This window comes from Corynebacterium sp. UMB8791, from assembly GCF_054166365.1.
Map to the genome: position 1 here is coordinate 1 of NZ_JBSZCG010000040.1, position 22,278 is coordinate 22,278.

General features: G+C 55.6%; 23 protein-coding genes and 1 pseudogene. 11 read left to right on the forward strand and 13 right to left on the reverse strand.

The genetic code is table 11. From position 1 onward, the window contains the following. Positions 1-828: a PspA/IM30 family protein gene (locus ACXIUA_RS00965; protein ID WP_071572544.1), complete on the forward strand. Its 828-nt coding sequence runs from the start codon at positions 1-3 to the stop codon at positions 826-828. Positions 829-904: 76 nt separating this feature from the next. On the opposite strand, the gene ACXIUA_RS00970 is transcribed toward ACXIUA_RS00965, so the two are convergent. The 3 genes from ACXIUA_RS00970 to ACXIUA_RS00980 are packed head-to-tail and all read right to left on the reverse strand — an operon-like array spanning position 905 to position 2,793. Beyond that, the gene (locus ACXIUA_RS00970) at positions 905-1,522 is read right to left on the reverse strand and encodes an energy-coupling factor transporter transmembrane component T family protein (protein WP_457975908.1); all 618 of its coding nucleotides are present in this window, start codon (positions 1,520-1,522) and stop codon (positions 905-907) included. Continuing rightward, positions 1,512-2,207, reverse strand: coding sequence for an energy-coupling factor ABC transporter ATP-binding protein (locus tag ACXIUA_RS00975; RefSeq protein WP_256059528.1), 696 nt, complete (start codon positions 2,205-2,207; stop codon positions 1,512-1,514). The genes ACXIUA_RS00970 and ACXIUA_RS00975 overlap by 11 nt, the downstream gene beginning before the upstream one ends. Positions 2,208-2,220: 13 nt before the next feature. Beyond that, on the reverse strand, positions 2,221-2,793 hold the full coding sequence (locus ACXIUA_RS00980) for a biotin transporter BioY (protein WP_070362325.1): 573 nt from the start codon (positions 2,791-2,793) through the stop codon (positions 2,221-2,223). 75 nt (positions 2,794-2,868) lie between these two features. Here ACXIUA_RS00980 and ACXIUA_RS00985 point away from each other — a divergent pair, with 75 nt between their 5' ends. The 5 genes and pseudogenes from ACXIUA_RS00985 to ACXIUA_RS01005 form a co-directional block, all read left to right on the forward strand. Then, positions 2,869-3,084 carry a DUF3046 domain-containing protein gene (locus ACXIUA_RS00985; protein ID WP_071572546.1) on the forward strand — a complete coding sequence of 72 codons (216 nt, stop codon included), beginning with the start codon at positions 2,869-2,871 and terminating at the stop codon, positions 3,082-3,084. Between the two features lie 210 nt (positions 3,085-3,294). Further along, a complete protein-coding gene (gene recA, locus ACXIUA_RS00990; protein WP_071572547.1) occupies positions 3,295-4,404 on the forward strand; it encodes a recombinase RecA in 1,110 nt (369 codons plus the stop codon). 3 nt (positions 4,405-4,407) lie between these two features. Then, positions 4,408-5,010: a recombination regulator RecX gene (recX, locus tag ACXIUA_RS00995; RefSeq protein WP_457975909.1), complete on the forward strand. Its 603-nt coding sequence runs from the start codon at positions 4,408-4,410 to the stop codon at positions 5,008-5,010. A gap of 45 nt (positions 5,011-5,055) precedes the next feature. After that, positions 5,056-6,636 (forward strand): tRNA (N6-isopentenyl adenosine(37)-C2)-methylthiotransferase MiaB, encoded by a 1,581-nt coding sequence (miaB, locus tag ACXIUA_RS01000; RefSeq protein ID WP_141742252.1) that lies wholly within the window; start codon positions 5,056-5,058, stop codon positions 6,634-6,636. 20 nt (positions 6,637-6,656) lie between these two features. Next, a pseudogene (locus ACXIUA_RS01005) lies at positions 6,657-7,244 on the forward strand (Rv2732c family membrane protein); the annotation flags it as partial. Here the strand turns inward: ACXIUA_RS01005 and ACXIUA_RS01010 are convergent. After that, positions 7,241-8,293, reverse strand: coding sequence for a GNAT family N-acetyltransferase (locus tag ACXIUA_RS01010; protein ID WP_457975910.1), 1,053 nt, complete (start codon positions 8,291-8,293; stop codon positions 7,241-7,243). The pseudogene ACXIUA_RS01005 and the gene ACXIUA_RS01010 sit on opposite strands and share 4 nt — an antisense overlap. 11 nt (positions 8,294-8,304) lie before the next feature. Beyond that, positions 8,305-9,684, reverse strand: a complete 1,380-nt coding sequence (locus tag ACXIUA_RS01015; RefSeq protein WP_457975911.1) for a DUF349 domain-containing protein — start codon at positions 9,682-9,684, stop codon at positions 8,305-8,307. Between the two features lie 485 nt (positions 9,685-10,169). Here ACXIUA_RS01015 and ACXIUA_RS01020 point away from each other — a divergent pair, with 485 nt between their 5' ends. Beyond that, complete coding sequence (locus ACXIUA_RS01020; RefSeq protein WP_457975912.1) at positions 10,170-10,442, forward strand: hypothetical protein; 273 nt, start codon at positions 10,170-10,172, stop codon at positions 10,440-10,442. Continuing rightward, positions 10,439-11,353 carry a tRNA (adenosine(37)-N6)-dimethylallyltransferase MiaA gene (gene miaA / locus ACXIUA_RS01025; protein WP_240492805.1) on the forward strand — a complete coding sequence of 305 codons (915 nt, stop codon included), beginning with the start codon at positions 10,439-10,441 and terminating at the stop codon, positions 11,351-11,353. Before ACXIUA_RS01020 ends, miaA begins: the two co-directional genes overlap by 4 nt. On the opposite strand, the gene ACXIUA_RS01030 is transcribed toward miaA, so the two are convergent. Continuing rightward, positions 11,354-11,869: a hypothetical protein gene (locus ACXIUA_RS01030; RefSeq protein ID WP_070362331.1), complete on the reverse strand. Its 516-nt coding sequence runs from the start codon at positions 11,867-11,869 to the stop codon at positions 11,354-11,356. A gap of 16 nt (positions 11,870-11,885) precedes the next feature. Beyond that, positions 11,886-12,650 carry a hypothetical protein gene (locus ACXIUA_RS01035; protein WP_070478927.1) on the reverse strand — a complete coding sequence of 255 codons (765 nt, stop codon included), beginning with the start codon at positions 12,648-12,650 and terminating at the stop codon, positions 11,886-11,888. Between the two features lie 127 nt (positions 12,651-12,777). On the opposite strand from ACXIUA_RS01035, the gene hflX reads away from it, so the two are divergent. Then, a complete protein-coding gene (hflX, locus tag ACXIUA_RS01040) occupies positions 12,778-14,295 on the forward strand; it encodes a GTPase HflX (protein WP_070478998.1) in 1,518 nt (505 codons plus the stop codon). A gap of 19 nt (positions 14,296-14,314) precedes the next feature. On the opposite strand, the gene nagB is transcribed toward hflX, so the two are convergent. Further along, a complete protein-coding gene (nagB, locus tag ACXIUA_RS01045) occupies positions 14,315-15,076 on the reverse strand; it encodes a glucosamine-6-phosphate deaminase (RefSeq protein ID WP_070478929.1) in 762 nt (253 codons plus the stop codon). Positions 15,077-15,138: 62 nt separating this feature from the next. On the opposite strand from nagB, the gene ACXIUA_RS01050 reads away from it, so the two are divergent. Beyond that, entirely contained in the window at positions 15,139-16,431 is a 1,293-nt protein-coding gene (locus tag ACXIUA_RS01050; RefSeq protein ID WP_070478931.1) for a uracil-xanthine permease family protein, read from the forward strand. Positions 16,432-16,489: 58 nt separating this feature from the next. Here ACXIUA_RS01050 and ACXIUA_RS01055 read toward each other — a convergent pair whose 3' ends face one another. The 5 genes from ACXIUA_RS01055 to lexA form a co-directional block, all read right to left on the reverse strand. Further along, entirely contained in the window at positions 16,490-16,759 is a 270-nt protein-coding gene (locus tag ACXIUA_RS01055; protein ID WP_070363496.1) for an HPr family phosphocarrier protein, read from the reverse strand. A 67-nt stretch (positions 16,760-16,826) separates the two neighbouring features. Further along, positions 16,827-18,881: a PTS fructose transporter subunit IIABC gene (locus ACXIUA_RS01060; RefSeq protein ID WP_457975913.1), complete on the reverse strand. Its 2,055-nt coding sequence runs from the start codon at positions 18,879-18,881 to the stop codon at positions 16,827-16,829. 22 nt (positions 18,882-18,903) lie between these two features. Further along, entirely contained in the window at positions 18,904-19,872 is a 969-nt protein-coding gene (locus ACXIUA_RS01065; RefSeq protein ID WP_457975914.1) for a 1-phosphofructokinase family hexose kinase, read from the reverse strand. A gap of 159 nt (positions 19,873-20,031) precedes the next feature. Beyond that, a complete protein-coding gene (locus ACXIUA_RS01070; protein WP_457975915.1) occupies positions 20,032-20,817 on the reverse strand; it encodes a DeoR/GlpR family DNA-binding transcription regulator in 786 nt (261 codons plus the stop codon). A gap of 136 nt (positions 20,818-20,953) precedes the next feature. Further along, the gene (gene lexA, locus ACXIUA_RS01075) at positions 20,954-21,637 is read right to left on the reverse strand and encodes a transcriptional repressor LexA (protein WP_457975916.1); all 684 of its coding nucleotides are present in this window, start codon (positions 21,635-21,637) and stop codon (positions 20,954-20,956) included. Positions 21,638-21,840: 203 nt separating this feature from the next. Between lexA and ACXIUA_RS01080 the strand changes: the two genes are divergently transcribed. After that, positions 21,841-22,233: a hypothetical protein gene (locus ACXIUA_RS01080; RefSeq protein ID WP_141742247.1), complete on the forward strand. Its 393-nt coding sequence runs from the start codon at positions 21,841-21,843 to the stop codon at positions 22,231-22,233. Positions 22,234-22,278: the final 45 nt, after the last annotated feature.

Consider the following 22,278-nt stretch of genomic DNA (forward strand, 5'->3'; position numbering starts at 1 on the left):
ATGGCAAACCCGTTTTCAAAATTCTGGAACTACCTGATGGCACTTTTCGACAACAAGATCGAAGAGAATGCTGATCCAAAGATCCAGATTGAGCAAGCAATTTCCGAGGCTCAGCGCCAGCACCAGGCGCTTTCGCAGCAAGCAGCCGCGGTTATCGGTAACCAGCGCCAGCTGGAAATGCAGCTGAATCGTCGCCTGGAGGAAGTCGAGAAACTTCAAGCTAACGCTCGCCAGGCGCTCCAATTAGCAGATAAGTCCCGCTCCAACGGTGACGCACAGAAGGCGACCGAGTATGAGAACGCTGCTGAGGCGTTCGCGGCGCAGCTTGTTACCGCAGAGCAGGGCGTTGAAGACACGAAGGCGCTGCACGACCAGGCACTCCAGCAGGCCGCACAGGCAAAGCAAGCTGTGGAGCGCAACGCGGCACACCTGCAACAGCAGGTCGCTGAGCGCTCGAAGTTGCTGTCGCAGCTTGAGCAGGCCAAGATGCAGGAGAAGGTTTCCGAGACCATGCGCTCGATGAACTCGTTGACCGCCTCCGGCCCGAACTTGGACCAGGTTCGCGACAAGATTGAGCGCCGCTACGCGAACGCACTGGGTGCTGCAGAGCTCGCGGAGAACTCGATCCAAGGCCGCATGGCTGAGGTGGAGCAGGCTGGAATCCAGATGGCAGGCCACAGTCGGCTCGAGCAGATTCGCGCAGAGATGTCTGGCGAGTTGACCTCGGGAAAGGAACAGCAGTCGATTGAGCAGGGCAAGACCGGCGCCCCGCACGCAAGTGAGGACGCCGTCGCACGTCGGATGCGTGAGCTCCGCGGCGAAGCCTAAAGCGTGGTAAAGAAAGCTCCAGGATTTCTATAGAAACCTGGAGCTTTTGCTTTGCCCTGCGAAGGATTGAACGCGGTTAGTCGAGCGCGCCACGAGCGACAAGTGCATCGCCGATCTGCTCCGCCCTTCGGATACTTCGCACGATGAGCGGTACGCCAAACGCGAGGGGAGAAAATCCCAGTCCTCGGGCCTTGCGGGCGTCGAGAACTTCCTGCGATGTCTGCAAGATGAGCGGGATGAGACGGAGCGTGAGGGCGATAGCGAGGCTGATTTTCTCAGTTGGTATTCCGAAACGGCCGAGCGGTTTGAGGCCCTCCTCGAGCGATACAAGGAGCGCTTCAACTGTTGTGGTCAGAGTAAGAAGGTTTGCGGCGAGAATCGTTGCGAACAACGTAATCAGCGTGACGCCAGCAAGCCCGATGCCATTTTGCCAAACAAGGAAAGCGCCCAGCATTGTGAGCAAGGGAAGAATTGGCACGAGCTGATTGGCAACGATTCGGATCGGAATTCTTGCCACGATGTACAGAACGAAGATCAAGCCTAGCAACGTGAGCGCGATTGGGAACGTACGCCCGAAGTTGGTCGCTATGAGGATGTACAGAATGAGCAGTACGAATTTCTTCTTTGGGCTCATACGGTGGAGCAGCGTTTTGCCTGGGACGTACACGCCCATTGGTAGCGAGTCAATCTTCACTGTTCGGCTCCATTAGCTGAGTGTAGAACTGAATCGAGTCTGCTGGTGTGCCGTCGTATGCAATGACGCCGTCGTTGACACAAACTACTCGGTCGAAGTCACTGAGTAACTCTAGATCATGGGTCACCACGATTGTTTGTTGATCAAGCGAGTTCAATTCAGCGATTATTCGCCGACGATTTCGCAGGTCAAGCAATGTCGTTGGCTCGTCTGCGATGATGGTGGTCGGTTCAGTCACCAGTACTGCGGCCAGCGCGAGAAGCTGTTTTTCACCGCCAGAGAGCGTATGAGGTGATTGTTCTGCCTTGTGTAAGAGTTTGAAGCGTTCCAGTACCTCATCGACGCGTTGCTCTTTCTCTGCCTTAGAGAGCTTGAACTTCTTCAATGAAAACGCCACGTCATCGTGGACTTGGGGCATGACGATTTGGCTTTCTGCGTCGGAGAACACGAACCCGACACGTCGGCGGACTTCAGCGCTGCGAGTTGCAAGCGGAATTCCGTCGTAGAATACCTCGCCTGTGCTCGGCTCTTCGAGCCCATTGATAAGCCGGACGAGCGTTGACTTGCCAGAACCGTTCGAGCCAATGATGCCGATCCGATGTTCCTGCAACGTGAGTGAAAATGGTTGGAGCAGTGTGTTGTCATTACGTACGACGCTCACGTCGTTGAAGCTGATCTGTGGCATGGAAAAATCCAGTTTATGCGCGACGGAGTGAGGGGAGTGCAGCGCGAACTGCGAATGCGATGAACACAATCACTAGCACCTTGGCGGTGTCAGGGATGACAAACGGTAGCTGTGCTGCCCATGCAGCACCAAAAGTCATGTTTGCGCGTGCCATCAATCCAAACACCCCAAAGAAGTACTGCAGGAACAGGCCAGCGAACCCGGCTCCAAGAAGGAGGGCGATATTCACGAAAGAGCTCTTGCTGGAAGCGCGGTAGGCGATGAGACCTGCAACAAATGCGCTTGCGATGTAGCCAACCAGATATCCGATTGTAGGGCTTCCCAGGGCATAGACGACGGTGCGTCCACCTGCGAGAACGGGAAGAGCAAGTCCGATGAGGAGGAACAATAGCACTGTGTAGGTTCCCCGTTTAGGGCCGAGCACGAGCGCCGCGAGAATACAAGCAGCGTTCTGCATGACGATTGGAACGCCGGCAGCGCCGACTGGAATAGAGACAAACCCGAGTACGATGATCACCGCCGCGAACACGGCGATGTATGCGAGGTCTTGGGCTTCAATCTTTGATTGCGGAATGCTTTTCGACATAGCGAGAATAGTACTTGAACGGTGTTCAGTTCGCTATGAAATCGTATTGATTTTTCTGCGCGTATATTTGAGGCCATGCGATTAACGGAGTTTCACCAACTCGTCCAGGATGAATTTGGGGCTGAACGGGCGTCATGGATTATTGAGACGCAACTTCTGCCTCGTCATGGGTGTACAGCCGCAGAGGTTATCGAAAATGGAGGCGATTTGCGCCAAGCCTGGGACGAACTTTGTGACGCCTTTGATGTTCCAGAGGCGCGTCGCCTTGGCGTAGATCGGCCAGGTTTCTAGCTACTCTCGCCGTTTTGTACTTTTAATTCGAACATGTATGCGTGTACACTCTGGTGATGTCTCGGCACTTGCCTATAGTCAGATCCAGATTTAGAAGTCATCGGGAACCGTAACCCTCGAAGGTGAGTCTAAACATGTGTGTGGGCGATGGCGTATGCAAAAACGCCGCCGCCGAACTCGAACAGAATGAACATTAAGGAGAACATGTAAATGGCTGCGAAAAAGAAAACCGCATCAGCCGCGAAAGATCGCCAGAATGCGCTAGATGCTGCACTCGCAATGATCGAGAAGGATTATGGCAAGGGGGCTGTGATGCGTCTCGGTGATGAGAACAGGCCTCCAATTCAGTCGATTTCATCTGGGAATACGGCTATTGACGTCGCTCTGGGTATCGGTGGCTGGCCGCGTGGCCGTATCGTTGAGATTTACGGACCTGAATCTTCCGGTAAGACAACTGTTGCGCTTCACGCCATCGCTTCCGCGCAGCGGGCCGGTGGAATCGCAGCTTTTATCGACGCCGAGCATGCTCTGGACCCGGATTATGCCCGCAAGCTGGGCGTCGATACTGATAACTTGCTCGTTTCTCAGCCAGATACAGGGGAGCAGGCACTGGAGATCGCGGACATGCTCGTCCGATCTGGCGCGATTGACATCATCGTCATTGACTCGGTTGCCGCACTGACGCCTAAGGCTGAAATTGAAGGTGAGATGGGTGACTCTCACGTTGGCCTCCAGGCTCGGTTGATGTCGCAGGCACTGCGAAAGATGACAGGTGCGCTGTACAACTCCGGCACTACAGCGATTTTTATTAACCAGCTGCGTGAGAAGATCGGCGTCATGTTCGGTTCACCCGAGACAACTACGGGCGGTAAAGCGCTGAAGTTCTACTCCTCGGTTCGTTGTGATGTCCGACGTATCCAGACGTTGAAGGACGGACAGGATTCCATCGGAAACCGAACCCGCCTCAAAGTGGTGAAGAACAAGGTTTCGCCACCATTCAAGATTGCAGAGTTTGACATTATGTACGGAGAGGGCATCTCTCGGGAATCGTCCATTATTGACATGGGTGTAGAGAACGGCTTCGTGAAGAAGTCAGGTTCCTGGTTTACCTACGAAGGCGATCAACTTGGACAGGGCAAGGAGAAAGCGCGCAATTTCCTGAAGGAGAACCCGGACCTTGCGGACGAGATCGAGCAAAAGATTTTCCGTGCATTGGGGGTTGGCGAATTTGCCGATGATGATGCGCTGACTGATGACCCAGTAGACATGGTGCCAAACATTGACTTCGACGACGAGGAAGAGCCAGCGAAGGCGAAGTAATACGTGGCAACACCAGATCCGGAAAAGGTTCAACGCCTGCAGGACGCACTTGCCGAATGGGAAGCTACCGGTGGGAACGGAGAACTCTTCAATTATGAACGTGAAGAAGCCCTCGCTCCAGTGCGGCAGCGTGCGTTAAGGTTGCTGGATCAGCGACCGCGATCAGAGCATGAACTCAGGGAGCGTCTTGTCAAAGCTGAGTTCCCAACGCCTCTCGTTGATGAGGTACTGGCGTCTCTTCGCGCATCCTCGCTTCTCGACGATCGTCGCTTTGCCCATGAATGGGTCCGACAGCGGGCGAAACGTCGAGGAAAGTCGAGAAGCTTCCTGGACCGCGAGCTCAGGGAAAAAGGAGTCTCAGAAACAGATCGGCGCGCCGCGCTCGCACAAATCAGTGACGAGGACCAACACGCAATTGCTGAAGCCCTCGCGGAAAAGAAAGCGCGAGAAGTAAAGACACCACCAGCAGGGCACGCGGAGTACACCCGCGCGCTGCGCAGGATTGTTGGAGTGCTGGCGCGTCGAGGCTTTCCACAAGGTATGTGCATGTCTATCGCAAGAACTGCACTAGATTCAAGGGTTGAATCACTTCGAGAGAGCTCCTAGCGAGCACTTTGCGCCGTTTGGGCGGGGTAGTTGGCAGTGGCTAGAATGTTCAGCCGTGCCTGCGTAGGCCCGCGTAATCAACCAGGAAAGGCGAACCAGATGGCTGCATCAAGGACATACGAAGTACGAACCTTCGGATGCCAAATGAACGTTCATGATTCGGAGCGGTTGTCGGGTCTGCTGGAAGATTCGGGGTACGTGGCAGTTGAAGATGGGCAGGCCCCAGACCTCATCGTTTTCAACACCTGTGCCGTGCGTGAAAACGCAGACAAGCGGTTGTACGGAACGCTTGGACATTTGAAAAAGGTTAAGGAATCGCAGCCTGATTTGCAGATTGCGGTTGGTGGATGTCTGGCGCAGAAAGACAAAGACCATGTTATCCAGAGAGCGCCGTGGGTAGATGCTGTCTTCGGGACCCACAATATGGGCTCACTGCCGGTACTGCTGGAACGTGCACGAGTACAAGGCGAGGCGCAAGTTGAAATTGCAGAAGCGCTCGAAGTATTTCCTTCTGTTCTTCCAGCGAAACGTGAAAGTAGCTATGCGGGCTGGGTTTCGGTGTCTGTCGGGTGCAATAATACGTGTACATTCTGTATCGTTCCGAGTCTGCGTGGCAAAGAAGTTGATCGCCGTCCGGGCGATATCCTCGCCGAGGTACAGGCGCTCGTGGATCAAGGCGTCTTAGAAGTCACTTTGCTTGGCCAAAACGTCAATGCTTACGGTGTGCATTTCGTTGACGAGGAAATGGAGCGAGATCGGTCCGCGTTTTCAAAACTGCTACGAGCGTGTGGCGAGATCGAAGGCCTCGAGCGTGTTCGCTTCACCTCCCCGCACCCCGCAGAGTTTACATCTGACGTCATCGACGCAATGGCAGAAACCCCGAACGTTTGCCCGCAGCTACATATGCCGTTGCAGTCGGGGTCTGACAAAGTACTCAAGGACATGCGCCGTTCGTACCGATCCAAGAAGTTTTTAGGCATTTTGGATGAGGTCCGTGAGAAGCTTCCTGAGGCTTCGATCACCACCGATATCATTGTCGGATTCCCAGGCGAGACGGAAGAAGACTTCCAGGCAACGCTTGATGTAGTTGAGAAGGCACGATTCACGTCCGCCTATACATTCCAGTACTCACCGCGCCCTGGGACCCCGGCGGCTGAAATGGAAAACCAGGTTCCGAAAGCTGTGGTGCAGGAGCGGTTCGAACGACTGCTTGAACTCCAGGAACGAATCAGCCTGGAAGAGAATGAAAAGCTCATTGGATCTGTGCAAGAACTCCTTGTTCAGCAGGACGAAGGTCGAAAGCACGAGACGACTCACAGAATGTCAGGACGCGCTCGCGACGGCAGGCTCGTGCACTTTGCTGTCGATGAGGCCAATCGATCTGCCATCCGTCCGGGTGACATTGTTACCGCTCGTATCACCGAAGCAAAGTCATATTTTCTGATCGCGGATTCTGGTGTGCTTTCACACCGACGCACACTCGCGGGTGATCACGCTGAGGCAGGCGAGGTACCAACGACTGCACCTGTTGGGGTGGGACTTGGAATTCCTACGGTTGCACGTCCAGACATCGTTCCAGTGACTAACGTAAGCAACACTGGCTGCTGCACGACTCCTGAAGCGTAAACCACGCGACTACTGGAAGGGAGACTTCAATGAAAATGGAATTAGGATCCGCGCGCTGGGTACTCGGTATTGCAAGTATTGGGTGGCTTGTTGCGCTGTTTTTGCCCTTCGTTGGTGACATTCCCGGATGGCAGGTGCTCGCGGTGGGCGAAGGCGCCCGCAGTGCAGATACCAAGATCACGGAGTACGTATTTGTATGGCTAGGCTTCTTAGGCGTAGGCGTTTGCACGTCGCTAGTGACGGTTTCGCGACGTTTCGGAATGGCCACAGCCGCGTGGATGATTTCAACAGTTGCCCTGGTTAGCTCGTTGCTGGCAGTGTGGCTGCGGAAGTCGAGTACCGGTGTTGCAGGAACGTTTCAGCACGGGCCCGGGTTTTACCTAGAAGTTGTCGCGGTACTCCTGGTCGTGTTGACGTACATTCCGCTGTTCGTGCGAAAGACAGCGGTTGCCCCGGAACTGCTCCGGAATCAGCCAAGCGAAATCGACGCGGATATCGCGGATGCGCAATTGAATGCGACGCGGACTCATCAGGAGCAAGAAACGAACCCACTGCTTGTCGATGACCGACGAGCGAACGCGGCACGACGCCACAATAGAAGCAACTAGCTATCGAGCTTTGGTACGCCCTTCTGCCAGGCCGTCGCCTGGCTTATCCCGGTTGGGGCATAGTGGTCGAGAATGTGGCTCGCACCCGGCTGCGGGTTGGGATAGGAAGCGTAGATCTGCTTCGTTCGTGGCCAAATCGAGAGCGCGGCTGATACCGCAGAAGCCAAGGCGCGCTTGCCTAAACCGAGTCCCCGGTTTGCCTCCCGTACGTACACCAGCCCGATTTCTGCAACAGAGTCTGCGTCATTCTCGAATTTTGCTACTTCTGCAAGCCCGACCGGTTTCCCCGAGGCATCACGGGCAATGGCGGTGATCTGGGAACCGCCGCGGTCTCTGAGACGTGCAGCAGCGTCCTGAAGACGGGACGCAGACCACTGGACAGGCTCGAGCGATAGTGAACCACGAGGGTATTTCGCTGCGGACTCCTGGAGAGTAGCTAAGAAGGAGGGCAGATCAGCAGGGTCGAATGCCATGTCTTCAATCACGTCGCACCTATCATTCTGGTCAGGCGCCACGATAGCGTCCGCGTTGATAATTGCCTGTCGCTCACAGTGCGCCGGCGTGTAGCCGTCAGCGCGAAGGAATGGGTGCTCCGGTGCCCCCAATGGCTCCGTGATCCAAATCTGACGGATGGGACGGTGCAACTCTGCAGAAAGCGCGTCAATCAGCGCGAGCGCACTTCGCCATACGTGCGCCGGCTGATCCTCTCCGGGAAGAGGAGCGATGGAGGCGTCGATAGTGACGTTCGCTTCTAACACATCGACGTCCTCAAGTAGAGGAAGCGATATGAGCACCCAGCCTTCGACGTCGTACAGATCATCCTCAGTCAGCACTGGGTAACCGAACGCTCCAAGGGACCGTGGCGCTGGTTTGCTACACAGCGCGAAGAGGAGCGCTAACGATTCTTCGGATCCCTCCAGGCGTTTCGCGAGATGGGCTGCACTCACTCCGGAGTGCGCTTCTCCCGTAATGTCCTGGATAGCAAGCGTGACTGAGAATGCGTAGGAGGAGACTGCGGCGTGTGACGGGTCGGCACTCCCTACGATCAAGGGATATAGCACTACTGCTCGTCGACGGCCTTCGCTGCGACGTTGGCAAACTCCTGCCACTGCTCGGCCTGTTCACGGAGCTTTGTCGCCTTGGAAGAATTCCCGGCTGCCTCAGCTTCCTGGGCCTGCTGCAGGAAGTGATCAGCTTTCTCCTGGAACTGATTCACCCGTGCTTGTGCCTCAGGGTCTGCTTTGCGCCACCGTGACTCCTCTGCATCCGCTACGCGCTGTTCCAGCCGAGCAATCTTGTCTTCGTAAGTACGGACTTTGTTACGAGGAACAAATCCAATCTCGTCCCACTTCTCCTGGAGCTCACGCAGCTTGGCACGTGCCGCACCTAGACCCTTCTCTGGAGTGATGAGCGCATCGTACTCATCTATAAGTGCGTCCTTAGCTGCAGCATTTGCTTCAAACTCACGGTCGCGCTCCGCGTTTACAGCGTTGCGGGCGGCGAAGAAGTGATCCTGAGCAGCGCGGAACTGTGCCCACAGCTCATCGTCGACGCCACGTGGGGCGCGTCCGGCTGCCTTCCACTCATCCATCAGAGAACGGTAGGCACGGGCGGTGGCGTTCCAATCCGTTGAGTCCTGGATTGCCTGCGCGCGGGCGATGATATCCTCCTTGATACGACGAGCCGCTGCGCGATTCCTATCGAGCTCAGCGAAGTGAGCCCCACGACGGCGATTGAAGGCATCTCGTGCACGCGAGTAGCGCTTCCAGAGCGCGTCGTCGGTTGTGCGATCGATACCGCGGATCGTTTTCCATTCTTCGAGGATCGCTCGAATCCTGTCCCCGGCAGCCTTCCAGTCTGTAGATTTCTCGGCGATCTCCTCAGCCTCGGCCGCTAGAGTTTCCTTTTTGGCAATTGCGTTAGCCCGTCGGGTCTGCTTGAGTTCCTTTGCTTCGTGTTCCGCAACCTCTGTTTTGCGCAGTAATTCTTCTAGGCGTGCCTCGAGCGCTGCGAAGTCGCCAATTGCGGCGACGTCTTTCATCGAGTCTTTCAGCTCAGTCACGCTGCGATGCAGAGTGTGTGCGTCCTCTGGGTGTGCAGTGAGTCGCGCCTCCAGGACTTCAGTTTCGACGATGAGGTCGTCGAAACGCTGCCCGTAGTGGCGAAGTCCTTCCTCGGGAGACCCGGCCTGCCAAGATGCGATCTGACGCTCAACGCCGTCACGGGTGACAAAAACATTGCCGGCATCATCGATGCGCCCGAACTTCGACGGATCAGTGTTCGCTGATGACGACTGAGCATGCGCGAGTGGAACAACCCGCTGTGAAGGAACAGACTGTGCCGCACCTGGACGAGGTCCGGGCTTCGGCGTTTGCTTCGGCATGGCAGCCGGGTTCGGACGTCCAGCTGGTGGCTGTGGCTTTGGAGTCGAGGAAGTCATGAAACAGTCCTTTCACAAATAGCTGTGCCGCGCGTCACGGCGCCGAGATACATAATCGACGGCATTCTCGTCTTCATAACTCTAGCGTGTTGCAGACGAACATGCGTCATGTGTCATGGTTTCAACTCCGAGAAAACCCCACTATGGTGGGCGAGGTGAAAGAAGCCCGTGCCTGCCTACTTGTCATGCCTGGTTCGCCAGCTCTCGTGCGAGAACTCGCACCTGCTGACGAACCGTCGCAGCGTTTGCTGAACTCAATTAGAGAGACAGCCGGAAAACTGACGAAAACTATTGACATTGTGTGCAGCCACGACAGGAGATGGGCAACGCACCTTGCTGGCTCGTTTGCTGCCTGGGGAGCACCACACGTCGAAGTAGGAGGTGGGCACGTATTAGGCGAACTTGTCGCCAGATACTGTCTTCACGGGGCTACGGTGCGTGAGAGTCGCGAGCACCTGTTGCCGTTAGATCCTTCAGTGCTCACAGTGTTGGTAGTCGATGGACCTGCAGGGCTGACAACTCGCGCCCCGCTAGCGTTAATCCCTGCGGCTGCTGATACGAACGACAAACTCCAGGCTTTGTTGTCAGGAAAGCAAAGCTCCCTGATCCGTGAGCAGGAAATGCGAGACGCAGGAGTACTGGAACCAGATATTTGGCTTGAGCTACAAACACTGCAGCCAACGAAGGCCACACTCGTAGACGTAGACGACACGTTGGGCGTTGGTCGGTATGTTGCTTACTGGGAGGTAGAGCAGTGAACAAGGAGATCGGACACCAACCAGTAGCAATCGTCGGCCCGACGGCTTCAGGTAAGTCCTCGCTGAGTCTCGCGCTTGCGCACGAACTCGATGGTGAGATTGTCAACGTTGACTCGATGCAGCTTTACCGCGGGATGGATATCGGCACTGCCAAATTACCTCTCGCGGAGCGACAAGGAATACCGCACCACCTGCTTGATATCTGGGAAGTTACGAAGACCGCCAGTGTTGCAGAATATCAGCAACGAGCGGTGGAGACCGTTGAGGAGATCTCCAATCGAGGAAAGCTGCCGATTCTCGTTGGTGGGTCCATGCTGTACATGCAGTCACTTGTCGACGCTTGGCAGTTCCCGCCAACCGACCCCGAAGTCCGCGGGCGCTACGAGTCTCTGTTGAAGGAAATCGGAATAGATCGCCTTCATGCGCAGCTAGCTGCAGTTGACCCTGTGGCGGCGTCGATAATTGAAGACCGTGACCCCCGGCGCACAGTGCGTGCACTCGAAGTCATTGAGCTTACTGGTAAGCCTTTTCAGGCATCTCAACCCCCCAAAAACGCCCCTACACGCTGGGGTACGCGCATGATTGGGTTGGAGACAACCCCAGAGTGGCTCAACCCGCGGATTGCGCAGCGTACTGATGCGATGTTCGAGCAGGGGCTCATCGATGAGATTCATCGGTTGGTGGGCCAGGGATTAGCGAAGGATTCGACTGCTGGCAGAGCTATCGGATACGCCCAAGGGCTTGGAGTTATCGACGGCCACCTCACCATCGACGAAGCCTGCGAGGACACCAAGCTGCGAACGCGGCGCTATGTGCGGCGTCAGAAATCCTGGTTTAGGCGCGACAAACGAATCACTTGGATTGACGCGGCGAACTATGACGTTGCGGAACTAGTAGCACAGCTTGGTTGATTACGACGGACCAATTTCTCGAGCAGCGTTACGGGCAGCGACCCAGGCGTCCTCAAGCTCGAGGGCGCGCTCGTCCGCAATTCGAATGAGTTTTTCAAGGTGGACGCGTTCCAAGTCCGGTGACTGCAAGTAGGTGTCAACGCGCGCGAGAAAGCGCTGTGCCGCACTGTACTTGAGATGAAATTCGCTGATTTCGGGCACAGAAAGATCGGTGTTCGCAAGCGCGGGAAAATGAAGCGTTCGGTCGGCCAACGCCTGCGTCGAGCTGCCATGTTGCAAGTTATCAAACGCTTCAACGATGTCGCGGATGTCATCGCACGCAATCAGAAGCGATGAGCGAAGCGACTCTACTTCCGGGTTAGGAATAAAACGCCTGCGGGTCAAAAGCGCCGTGACACCAATCAGCCCGGCGATGATGGCGCCAGGAGTCTTGAGGAGCAGCACAAGCAGCACCATGACGGCGAAGATCAGGGCGCCCCACAGTGCTATGGAAAGATCACGACGTGCTGGATCCATGAGTAGTGCCTAGTTTCTAGCAGCCGCCACCGCAACCGCAGGAGCCACCACAACCACCACATCCGCCACCTGTAGGCACCGGGATGGTACCGACCATGACGGCGTTGCCGGCGATGACTTGGTCGCGTTGGGGGAGATCGCCATCAGGTAGGCAAACGTCGAATGGAAACGCGCCGTCGACTGAAACATGAATGAAGCGGTCACCCGTCAACTCCGACGTGCGGTATTCAGCTTCGAGCACGCGTGCGGAAAAAGTGGCTTTTGCATCGGGGGAGGAGGCTGCGCCAGTTGCAATCGCTTCGGCTCCTGCAGAAGCGACTGTGCCAACCGTGCTACCAGGGTGCTCCTCAAGATAAGCAGAGGTGGATTCGTACGTGCTCACATCGAGTGCAAGGGCGGTCACGCTGAGCTCTTGCCACTGGATTGTGGGCTCATCGACGATCAATGGCTCCTGCGCCAGGTTTAGCGTCAGAGATCCGATTGGATTCCCATGTGGATCCACAACCTCAGCAAGCGCAACCACATCGGTTGCCGGGGTGATGTGCGCATTTGTGCGTGTGATGCCTTCAAAGCCAGCAAAGGTGGCGAAAGGCTCAACTGCCAAGATATTCAGCTGGGCACCAGAGCGGTCCTGGTATTGGACCATTTGGCCGCCGCGTACCTCACCGATAACACCCAGGCGACCGGATGCGATTGCAGCTTCTACCGCGTCTTGCCACTTAGGAAAGTTCAGGCCGATCGCGGCCAGATCCTTGTTTTCAGTCAGAGGTTGTTGGTTCATAAGTGTGAAGCCTAGTCGAACGCGCCCTGAGGTGAAGAAATGTGGTGGAAGAAAAATGGGTGGGCTACCGTTGAGCAAGGAAGAAAGCGAAAAAAGTTACGTATACCCACTATTTTTGAAAGCTTGCATGAATTCGAAATCAACCACTCCTGATTCGCATGAGGCGTTGCTGGATGAAGCGTTTCGCCATAACGCACGAACGCGCAACGAAACCGCGGGAACAGACCTATCGACGCCAACACAGGGCGCACTCGACCTAGAGGAACGAAACTCGTTTCGTCGCGTAAACACCACGACAGAGCTGCGCAACGAAGACCGGGAAGACATCTACGAAGTCGAGTACCGTAAACTGCGGCTCGAGCGAGTCATCCTTGTTGGAGCATGGACTGAAGGTTCCACTGCCGAAATGGAAGCAAACATGCGGGAATTGGCAGCACTGACCGAAACCGCAGGCGCTGAAGTTATTGACATGCTCTATCAAAAACGAGATAAGCCGGATCCAGGGACATACATTGGTTCCGGAAAGGTGAAAGAGCTGCGCGAGATTGTCGACGCCAGTGGCGTGGACACCGTCGTATTCGATGGTGAGCTATCCCCTGGTCAAATGGTGGCGCTAGAGGAAGCCCTCAACTCTAAAGTGATCGACCGAACGATGCTCATTCTGGATATCTTTGCGCAACACGCAAAGAGCAAGGAGGGCAAAGCACAAGTTAGCCTCGCGCAGATGGAGTATCTCTACACCCGTACCCGTGGTTGGGGCGGCAACCTTTCGCGCCAGGCCGGTGGTCGTGCGGGTTCGAATGGCGGCGTTGGTTTGCGCGGTCCCGGTGAAACCAGAATTGAGGCAGACCGGCGAAGGTTGCGCTCAGAGATGGCAAAGCTGCGTCATCAATTAGCAGACATGGAGACTGTTCGTCAGATTAAGCGCGCGAAGAGGCAGAGCTCGACGACACCCAAGATTGCGATTGCCGGATACACGAACGCAGGGAAGTCCTCACTCATTAACGCAATGACGGACGCCGGCGTGCTTGTGGAAGACGCATTGTTTGCAACGCTTGACCCCTCCACGAGACGTGCAACGCTGGCCGATGGGCGAAACGTCGTTTTGACGGACACAGTTGGTTTCGTCCGGCACCTGCCAACCCAGTTGGTCGAGGCGTTTAAGTCGACGCTGGAGGAAGTGAGCAAAGCAGACCTTTTGCTACACGTCGTTGATGGAGCAGACGAGTTCCCACTCAAGCAGATTGCTGCCGTGAGCGAGGTGCTGGCAGAGATCACGCGAGATCAAGATTCCGAATTGCCTCCGGAGATTGTGGTCGTCAACAAGATTGACTCCGCTGACCCTGTGGTTTTGGCAGAGTTACGCCACGTGTTTGACGCGACCGGTCGGGAAGCGGTGTTTGTCTCAGCGCTCACGGGTGAGGGTATTGCTGAACTCGAGGGAAAAATCGAGATGTTCCTGAACACGCTCGATGAGCATGTAGTCATGCTGATCCCGTACACCCGAGGAGATGTTGTCTCACTCGTCCATGAACACGGGACGATTCGCTCCGAAGAATATGAAACCGACGGCACCAGGATCGATGTCCGCTTGCCACGAGTTCTGGCGCGTCAGTATGACGAGTTTGTCCAGCAGGTCTACTAGAGACTGCTGGAGTGGTGAGTTAACGCCAGTAGGCGTCGATCTCCTTGTAGAACTCCACATCGCCGAGGCCGGATGCTGCGGCTTCGTCGAGTAATATGCACACATCGTTGTGCATTTGCAGCGATGAGGCAGGGCAGAAAGAGCTCAAGGGCCCTTCGATCATTGCTTGGACAGCCTCGGCCTTCGCTGCACCGGTAGCGATGAGGAGGATCTTCTTCGCTTCCAGGATGGTGCCGATGCCCTGCGTCATTGCCTGGCGAGGCACCTCATCTTTTGAATCGAAGAAGCGTGCGTTGTCAGCAATGGTCCGCGGGCGTAGATCAATCAGTCGGGTCCGGGAACTCAGCGAGCTGGTCGGCTCGTTGAAAGCGATATGGCCGTTCGCGCCGATGCCGAGCAGCTGAATGTCGACACCACCGGCGTCTTTCATCATGGACTCATACGTCGCAGCCTCCTGCTCCGGATCGGCCGCTGAGCTGCTAAGCGAGTGCACGGCCGCGTCATCGATATCGATTGATGCCGTCAGCTCGCGTCGGATTGTGGACCAGTATGACTGCTCGTGGTGTTGATCGATTCCGTAGTACTCGTCGAGCAAGAATGCGTCACAGTCGGCGAAGCTGAGGCCTTCCTCGCGGTGCTTTCGGATCAGTGCCTGATACGTTGGACTCGGTGTCGAGCCAGTAGCAAGACCAAGCGTTGCACCTTGCTTGACGAATGGTTCAATCATGTTTGCAGCGAAATCGCCAATTTCGTCTGCCGTGCGGCGAATGAAAATCTCCATGCGTATTACGCTACTTTGCCCAATTCGCTTTCGGCAATTATCTAGCGACATAATATGAGCCTGTGAGTAAAACTATTGGATGGACCTTGCATGGCGACGGGCGCCGCGTTCTGCCCGGCGCGGTGGTCGCCCCTGATGAACGCCTTTCTTGGCCTCGAACAATTGGCATCGGCATGCAGCATGTCGTAGCAATGTTCGGAGCTACACTTCTCGTTCCCACGTTGACGGGATTCCCTGTAAACACAACGCTGCTGTTTTCAGGACTGGGAACCATCATCTTTTTGCTGATTACCCGTAATAAACTGCCCAGCTACCTCGGCTCGTCATTCGCTTTCATCGCGCCGCTGTCTGCGTCGTCCCAGTACGGAATCGGCTCTCAGCTGGGCGGGGTACTCATCACGGGTCTGACGTTGATTGCAGTTGGCTTTATTGTTCAACTTGCAGGCAAGAAAGTTATCGACGCCGTCATGCCTCCCACGGTCACTGGTGCCATCGTCGCGCTGATCGGTTTCAATCTTGCGCCGACTGCAGTTTCTAATGTGCAAACTCAGCCCGGGGTCGCGTTTGTCACGCTCGGCACGATTGCTCTGCTGACTGTCGCTGCGAGGGGAATGTTGTCTCGTCTGAGCATTCTGATCGGCGTCATCGTCGGCTGGGTGTTTGCGGCGCTTACTGGCGGGTTATCGGATGACGCACTGGACACGATTGGCGCTAGTCCTTGGATCGGCTTGCCGCAGTTCCATACGCCAGAGTTTCACCTCTCAGCGATTTTGGTGACGCTTCCTGTCATCGTCGTGCTGATCGCGGAGAATATTGGTCATGTCAAGGCAGTTTCTGAGATGACGCAACGCGACCTGGACCCATACCAAGGCAGGGCATTGATCGGTGACGGTATCGCGACGACATTGGCTGGTGGCTTTGGCGGCTCTGGTACAACGACTTATGCGGAGAACATCGGCGTGATGGCTGCTACCAAGGTTTACTCGACGGCTGCGTACTGGGTCGCATCGTGCTTCGCGATCGTTTTGGCGTTCATCCCGAAGTTCGGTGCAGTTATCTTCACAATTCCGGCCGGTGTGCTGGGCGGAGCGTGCCTGGTTCTTTACGGCCTGATTGGAATGCTTGGTGTACGTATTTGGCAGGATAACAAGGTAGATTTCACGAACCCGGTGAACCTAACAGTTGCGGCTGTGGCACTCATTGTTGGTATCGGCAACCTGTCGTTCACTGTCGGTCAGGTGACGCTTGAGGGCATCGCCCTGGGGTCGGTCGGCATCATCGTGTTCTATCCTCTGTTGAAGTGGATTTACAACACAGTGGGTGAGGGTCAGTTCAACGCTGCATCTCGAAAATAGCTTGAACAAGCAAAAGCCCGAGCGCTCAGATGTAGCGCTCGGGCTTTTGTTGAGGAATTTACTCTTCGTCGAGGTTCTTCTCGATCAATGCGGCAATCTTTTCAACTGCCTCACTGTTGTCAGAGGTAACGGTGACCTCGTCACCGAACTCGGCGCCCATTGCCATGATCATCAACGAGGAAGCAGCATCCGTCTCTTCCTCGTCCTCGTCACCGACAAGGGTCAGGATGACCTCGTCATCGTATTCACCGGCGGCGTCAGAAATAATGGTTGCTGGACGTGCGTGCAGTCCAACGGTGGATCCGACTTTAACTGTCTTTGAAGCCATGTGCTTCATCCTTTCTGCTTTGAAAGTATCTATCGAGTTTCTGTATTCAGTTTAGGGGCCTGTGTCCTTAGTTCGCCACCGCTGCAGGTTCTGCTTGGGCAGCGACCTTCTGAATCTCCTCGTTTGGCCAGAACTGCTTAGCGACGATGACCGCTACAGTTGCGACCGCCACGCCTGCAATGAGCGCGACGAACAGTCCCCACCAAGGCTCGTAGGCAAAGAGCACGAAGAGACCACCGTGTGGAGCCTGTACACCAACATTGAGTGCCATGCTGACCGCGCCAGCAGTGGCGCCACCGAGCATCATCGAAGGGATAACGCGGAACGGGTCAGCTGCCGCAAACGGGATTGCGCCCTCGCTGACAAACGACAGTCCGAGGAGCCATGCGGATTTGCCGTTCTCTTGCTCCGCCGGGGTAAACAATCCCTTGCGGAGGAACGTCGCGATTGACAGTGCGATTGGGGGAACCATGCCGGCAATCATTACAGCCGCCATAATTTGGAAGCTTGCCTCCGTTCCCGCAGACAGACCAGCGGTTCCGAAGAGGTACGCCGCCTTGTTGACTGGGCCACCAAGGTCAAAGCACATCATGAGCCCGATGATGACGCCGAGCAGGATCGCAGAGGATCCGCTCATCGACTCAAGCCAGCCCTGCAGTCCCAGCATGAGAGACTCAAGCGGACGCCCCAACAGTAAGAACATGATGAGGCCGATAGCAAGGGAAGTCAGCAGCGGGATGATGACCACTGGCATCAGGGACCCGAGCCAGCGCGGAACCTTCCATGTCTGGATCCAGTATGCGATCAAACCAGCCAGCAGACCTGTGACAAGGCCGCCGATAAAACCTGCGCCAACCATGACGGAGATAGCACCGCCGATAAATCCTGGCGCGATACCTGGACGTCCTGCAAGGCCATACCCGATGTAGCCGGAGAGCGCCGCAACAACGAAGCCCATGCCCATCTGGCCTGTCGCGAACATGACAGCACCGAGATACAGAAGCCAGCCGGAACGGCGGAACGTCATCATTTCACCGTCGACATCGATTGTATGTCCAGGCAGGTGGGTCGGGGAGAAGTTCGTGACGAGGGACTGCCAGCCATTCGCCATGTCGTATCCGCCGAAGAGGAAACCAAGCGCGAGGAGCAGGCCGCCTGCTGCAACGAACGGCACCATGTACGACACACCGGTCATTACAGCTTGCTGGATCTTCTTTGGCCAGCTTTCACCAGAGGAAGCGGAGTCTTCTCGCTGCTCCGATCCCGCCGTGGTGACTCTTGGTGCATTCGGATCGTTTGCAGCGGCAATGGCCTCGTCGATCATCTTGTTTGGCTCGTTGATGCCACGCTTTACTGGACTATCAACGACCGGCTTGCCTGCAAAACGTGCTTTGTTACGCACAGCAACATCATGGGCGAAGATTACGGCGTCAGCACTGTCGATGTAGGCCTGATCCAGAGGATCGCCGCCGGAAGAACCTTGCGGCTCCACCTGAAACTCGACATCATCGCGAGCCTGCGCAGCTTGTGTCAGAGCGTCGGCTGCCATGTATGTGTGGGCAATGCCGGTCGCGCACGATGTAACAGCTGCAATCCTAAACTTTTTCACGCCATCGGTCTTGCCCGTCGCAGCGGGAGTAGGTGCTGCGGCAGTTTTCTTCTTAGGAGCAGCGTTGACGACGTCCAGCACCGCGTTGACGACCGTTTGCTCATCCTTTGCCTCGCGGAGCTGAATTACGAAGTCGCCGCGTACCAAGGCACGTGCGAGCTTGGAAAGGATCTTCAAATGCGCCTTACCGCCGCCTTCAGGAGCAGCGATCAAAAATACAAGCTCTGCGTCTCCATCTGGCCCCGAGAAGTCAACGGGCCGCTGTAACCTGGCAAAAACCAACGTTGGGGTTTCGACTGCTTCGGTGCGGCAGTGGGGGATTGCAACACGGCCATTCACACCGGTGCCAGCTTTCTGCTCACGGGCGTAAGCTGCGTCGGCTAGCTTCAAGCTGTCGCTTGCTCGGCCTGCGTCCTGGGCTTGCTGCGCGAGGTGTTCGATGACCTCTCTTGGCGTCGACCCGTAGTCCACATCGAGACTAACGAGTTGTGGAGTGATGATGTTGTCACTCATGGTGGACTCCTGTTCTCTTAAATTATGAATCGATTTCTACGACTTGGGTTTGTTCCAAGTTGATGTCGTCAGGGCTTGGAATCCCGGTACCTGGTAGGCCTGCTGCAGCAGAGCCATAGGCGACCGCGGTTTGGAGGCACTGGTCCAACGGCAGGCGTTGAGTGCGAGCCATAACATATCCAGCAAGTGAGCTGTCGCCTGCTCCAACGGTAGATTTCACAACAGTCGGTGGGGGCGTTGCTGCCCAGGCAGAGTCTGCGGTGACCAGGCAAGCACCTGCGCCACCGAGGGTGACGAGAATTTCTTTAGCCCCTCGCTGAATCAAGCGTTTCGCTGCCTGAACAACCTCGGAGTAGTCTCCGGCTGAAGCGCTAGTCTCTAGTACATGCCCATCGGCTCCCACCAATTGTGCTAATTCAAAAGCGTTGGGTTTCAGGATATCGGGGGCTGCAGATTCAAGCTGATCTCCCAGCTTTACCAGGGGTTCGTCTGATGTGTCGACGGCCACCAGTACATCTTCGGCGAGCCTCAATCGGATTTCTCGGGTCAACGTTGCGTAGAGATCCGCCGGGGCTCCACTTGGCAGCGACCCTGCCATGACGACGGCCTTACATTCGCTGCTATGCGAATCAAGCGCGTCGAGGAACCCCTGCTGGACATCAATGGTGTATTGAGGGCCGGGCTCATTGATTTTGGTAGTCGTACCGTCGGATTCAGTAATCGCAGTATTGGTACGGATAGTGCCCTCAACCGGGATGAAAACAAAAGGAAAACCGAGTCGGTTAGCAGTGAACTTGAAAGGGTCGCTTTCCCCGCAGGGAACTACAGCGAGTGCCGCTCTTCCAGCCTTCGCTACGGCGTGGGCCACGTTGACGCCTTTTCCGCCAGCTTCTCGCGTAGCGGTAATGGCACGGGCGACTTCGCCGCGACGCAACGTTGCTACAGAAAGCGTTGCATCTGTACTTGGATTCGGAGTGAACGTCAGAATCATGTGGCGCATCCTTAGAGTAATTGGTGCTCTGTGGGGTAGCGCCTACCGAAAGTCTGTTGTGCAGCTGCAGTATCGAAAAGCGCTACTAAAGCCATAATGCCCGATTGTGTCCGTTAATGCAATAGATCGGACGCAATCGGGCATTTGGTTCCTTTTGTTTCACTCTTCGGCAAGGACGACCTTGATTCCACGCTCCCGCAATTCGCTGACAAAGCTCTCTGGTGCGTCTGTGTCGGTAACAACGACGTCAATTGCGTCTAGCGGCGCAAAGCTAACTAGATAATCATTGCCGAGCTTCGTGGAGTCGCAGAGCACAACTACCTTGCGTGCATTGGTGACCATTGAAGATTTGACCGCAGCCTCTTGGGCGTCGGCGGTAGAGAGGCCGTGGTCAATAGTCAAGGCATTCGTGCCAATAAAAGCAACATCTGCACGCATAAGCGCGAGAGTGCGTAATGCCGTATCGCCTACAACAGCTTGGGTGATTGCACGGACTGTCCCCCCGAGGAGCTGAACGTCTGTAAGCCCGCAGGATGATAGGTCTAGCGCGATCGGGAGGGAGTTCGTAACTATAGACCAATGCTGTGTTTTTCCTGCTGTGGCAATAAGATCGGCCAGTCCATTGATGGTGGTGCCGGCGTCGAGAAAGATGCCAGCGCCAGGATCCTCTGGGAGAAACTGTGTCGCAGCGCGCGCGATCGCCGATTTGGCGGTCGGTGCCGACCGGAACCGGGCATCAAGAGAAAACTCTGTGGTGAGAAATGATTGGCTAGCGACGGCTCCGCCGTGAACGCGGTGGACAATTCCTTCATTATGGAGAATTGCCAAGTCCCGCCTGATGGTCTCGGCTGTTACATCAAACCGTTCGGCCAGCTCCGTAACATTCACGCGTCCTTCGACTGCGGTAAGTGACGCGATCTGCCTTCTTCTCTCTTCGGCGTACATACAACTCCTCCGTGGGGCAACCACGAATCAGCAGGGTTCAAAAATTAGGTTGCCCCTATTGTTGCAAAACCGTGCGCCCGAATGCTTTTACATGTGTTTGATAGCCCCCGGTTGGGGGCGAAATGGCGAAAAATGGCTACAGGGTCCGGAAAACAGAGACCACTTTGCCCATAATCTCGGCGTCGTTGCCTTGTATCGGAGAAAAGGCATCGTTATGAGGAATGAGCCATACTCCGGAAGAGTCCTTATGAAACTCCTTGACAGTTGCCTCCCCGTCAATTAGCGCTGCTACGAACTCGCCCTCTTCGGCAACATGTTGTGAGCGGATGACTACCCAGTCACCATTGAGAATGCCTGCATCGCGCATTGATTCTCCAACCACCTGAAGCATGAAGAGGTCGCCGCTATCGAGTAGTTCTTCCGGCAGGGGGTAGTAGTGTTCAATGTTTTCCTCTGCCAGGATCGGAGTTCCAGCGGCGATTTGGCCGAGGACAGGGATCATCCGTGCTGGAGAAGTTCCATCAATGTCCGCATCGTTTTTCGGTGTAACCGAACCTCCCATAGATTCTGGCAGGTGGCGGAGGTCTACGGCTCGTGGCTTGTTTGGGTCACGGCGAAGGAACCCTTTCTTTTCGAGCTCCTTCAGCTGGTAGGCGACAGAAGAAGTTGATTGGAGTCCTGCGGCGTCGCCGATCTCTCGAATGCTTGGTGGATAGCCACGTAATACGACGGCGTCGCGAATGACTTGAAGGATTCGCTTTTGTCTGTCTGAAAGTACGCTCATATCGAACTTTTCACTGGTTGTGTTCTTGTGTGCCATGGGTCCTCACATTGAGTCTTGATAGTGTCTTCTGTACAGAATATATCAAAGAGGGCAAATATGTTCGATAGTTGGGGGGTTGTGGGGATGTGATGTGGGATGGTATAAATCGAACATAGAAGTTAAATCGAACAAATACGCTAAAAATGTTTCGCGTGAGATGAGAAACCTTCGAATTCGCGAAATGAGGTAAGGGGCATTTTATGAGCATCATTGACCAGGCGAAAATGATTTCTACTCGTGCTGATATGGCGGGAGCTCCACTTGCACCACGGTCTTCAATGCCAGCTGAAGTGTGGGATTTTGTACCCATGCGGGGTGATCGAGGGGGTAAGCCGTCACGCCACGAGCAGGTTATCAACCAGAACTTTCGTTGCCACTGGGCGGCTGCAGATGCTCCCGAGCCAACCGTTTATTCTTCCGCCGAGCCTCAAGAGCAGCGAGCAAACGTTCTAATGGGAGCCCTTCTTGGGGTAACTATGTTCGTCGCTGTACTTATCTCGGGCGATTTCGGTAATAGCGAGTGGGACTCGGTGTCGCGGGACGATTCGAACGTTGCTCATAGCTATGAAGTCGCTTCTGCAGCGCAACGTTAACCCGCTAATGTAGGGGGGTGATAACTGTTCTCCGAGATAGTGGGG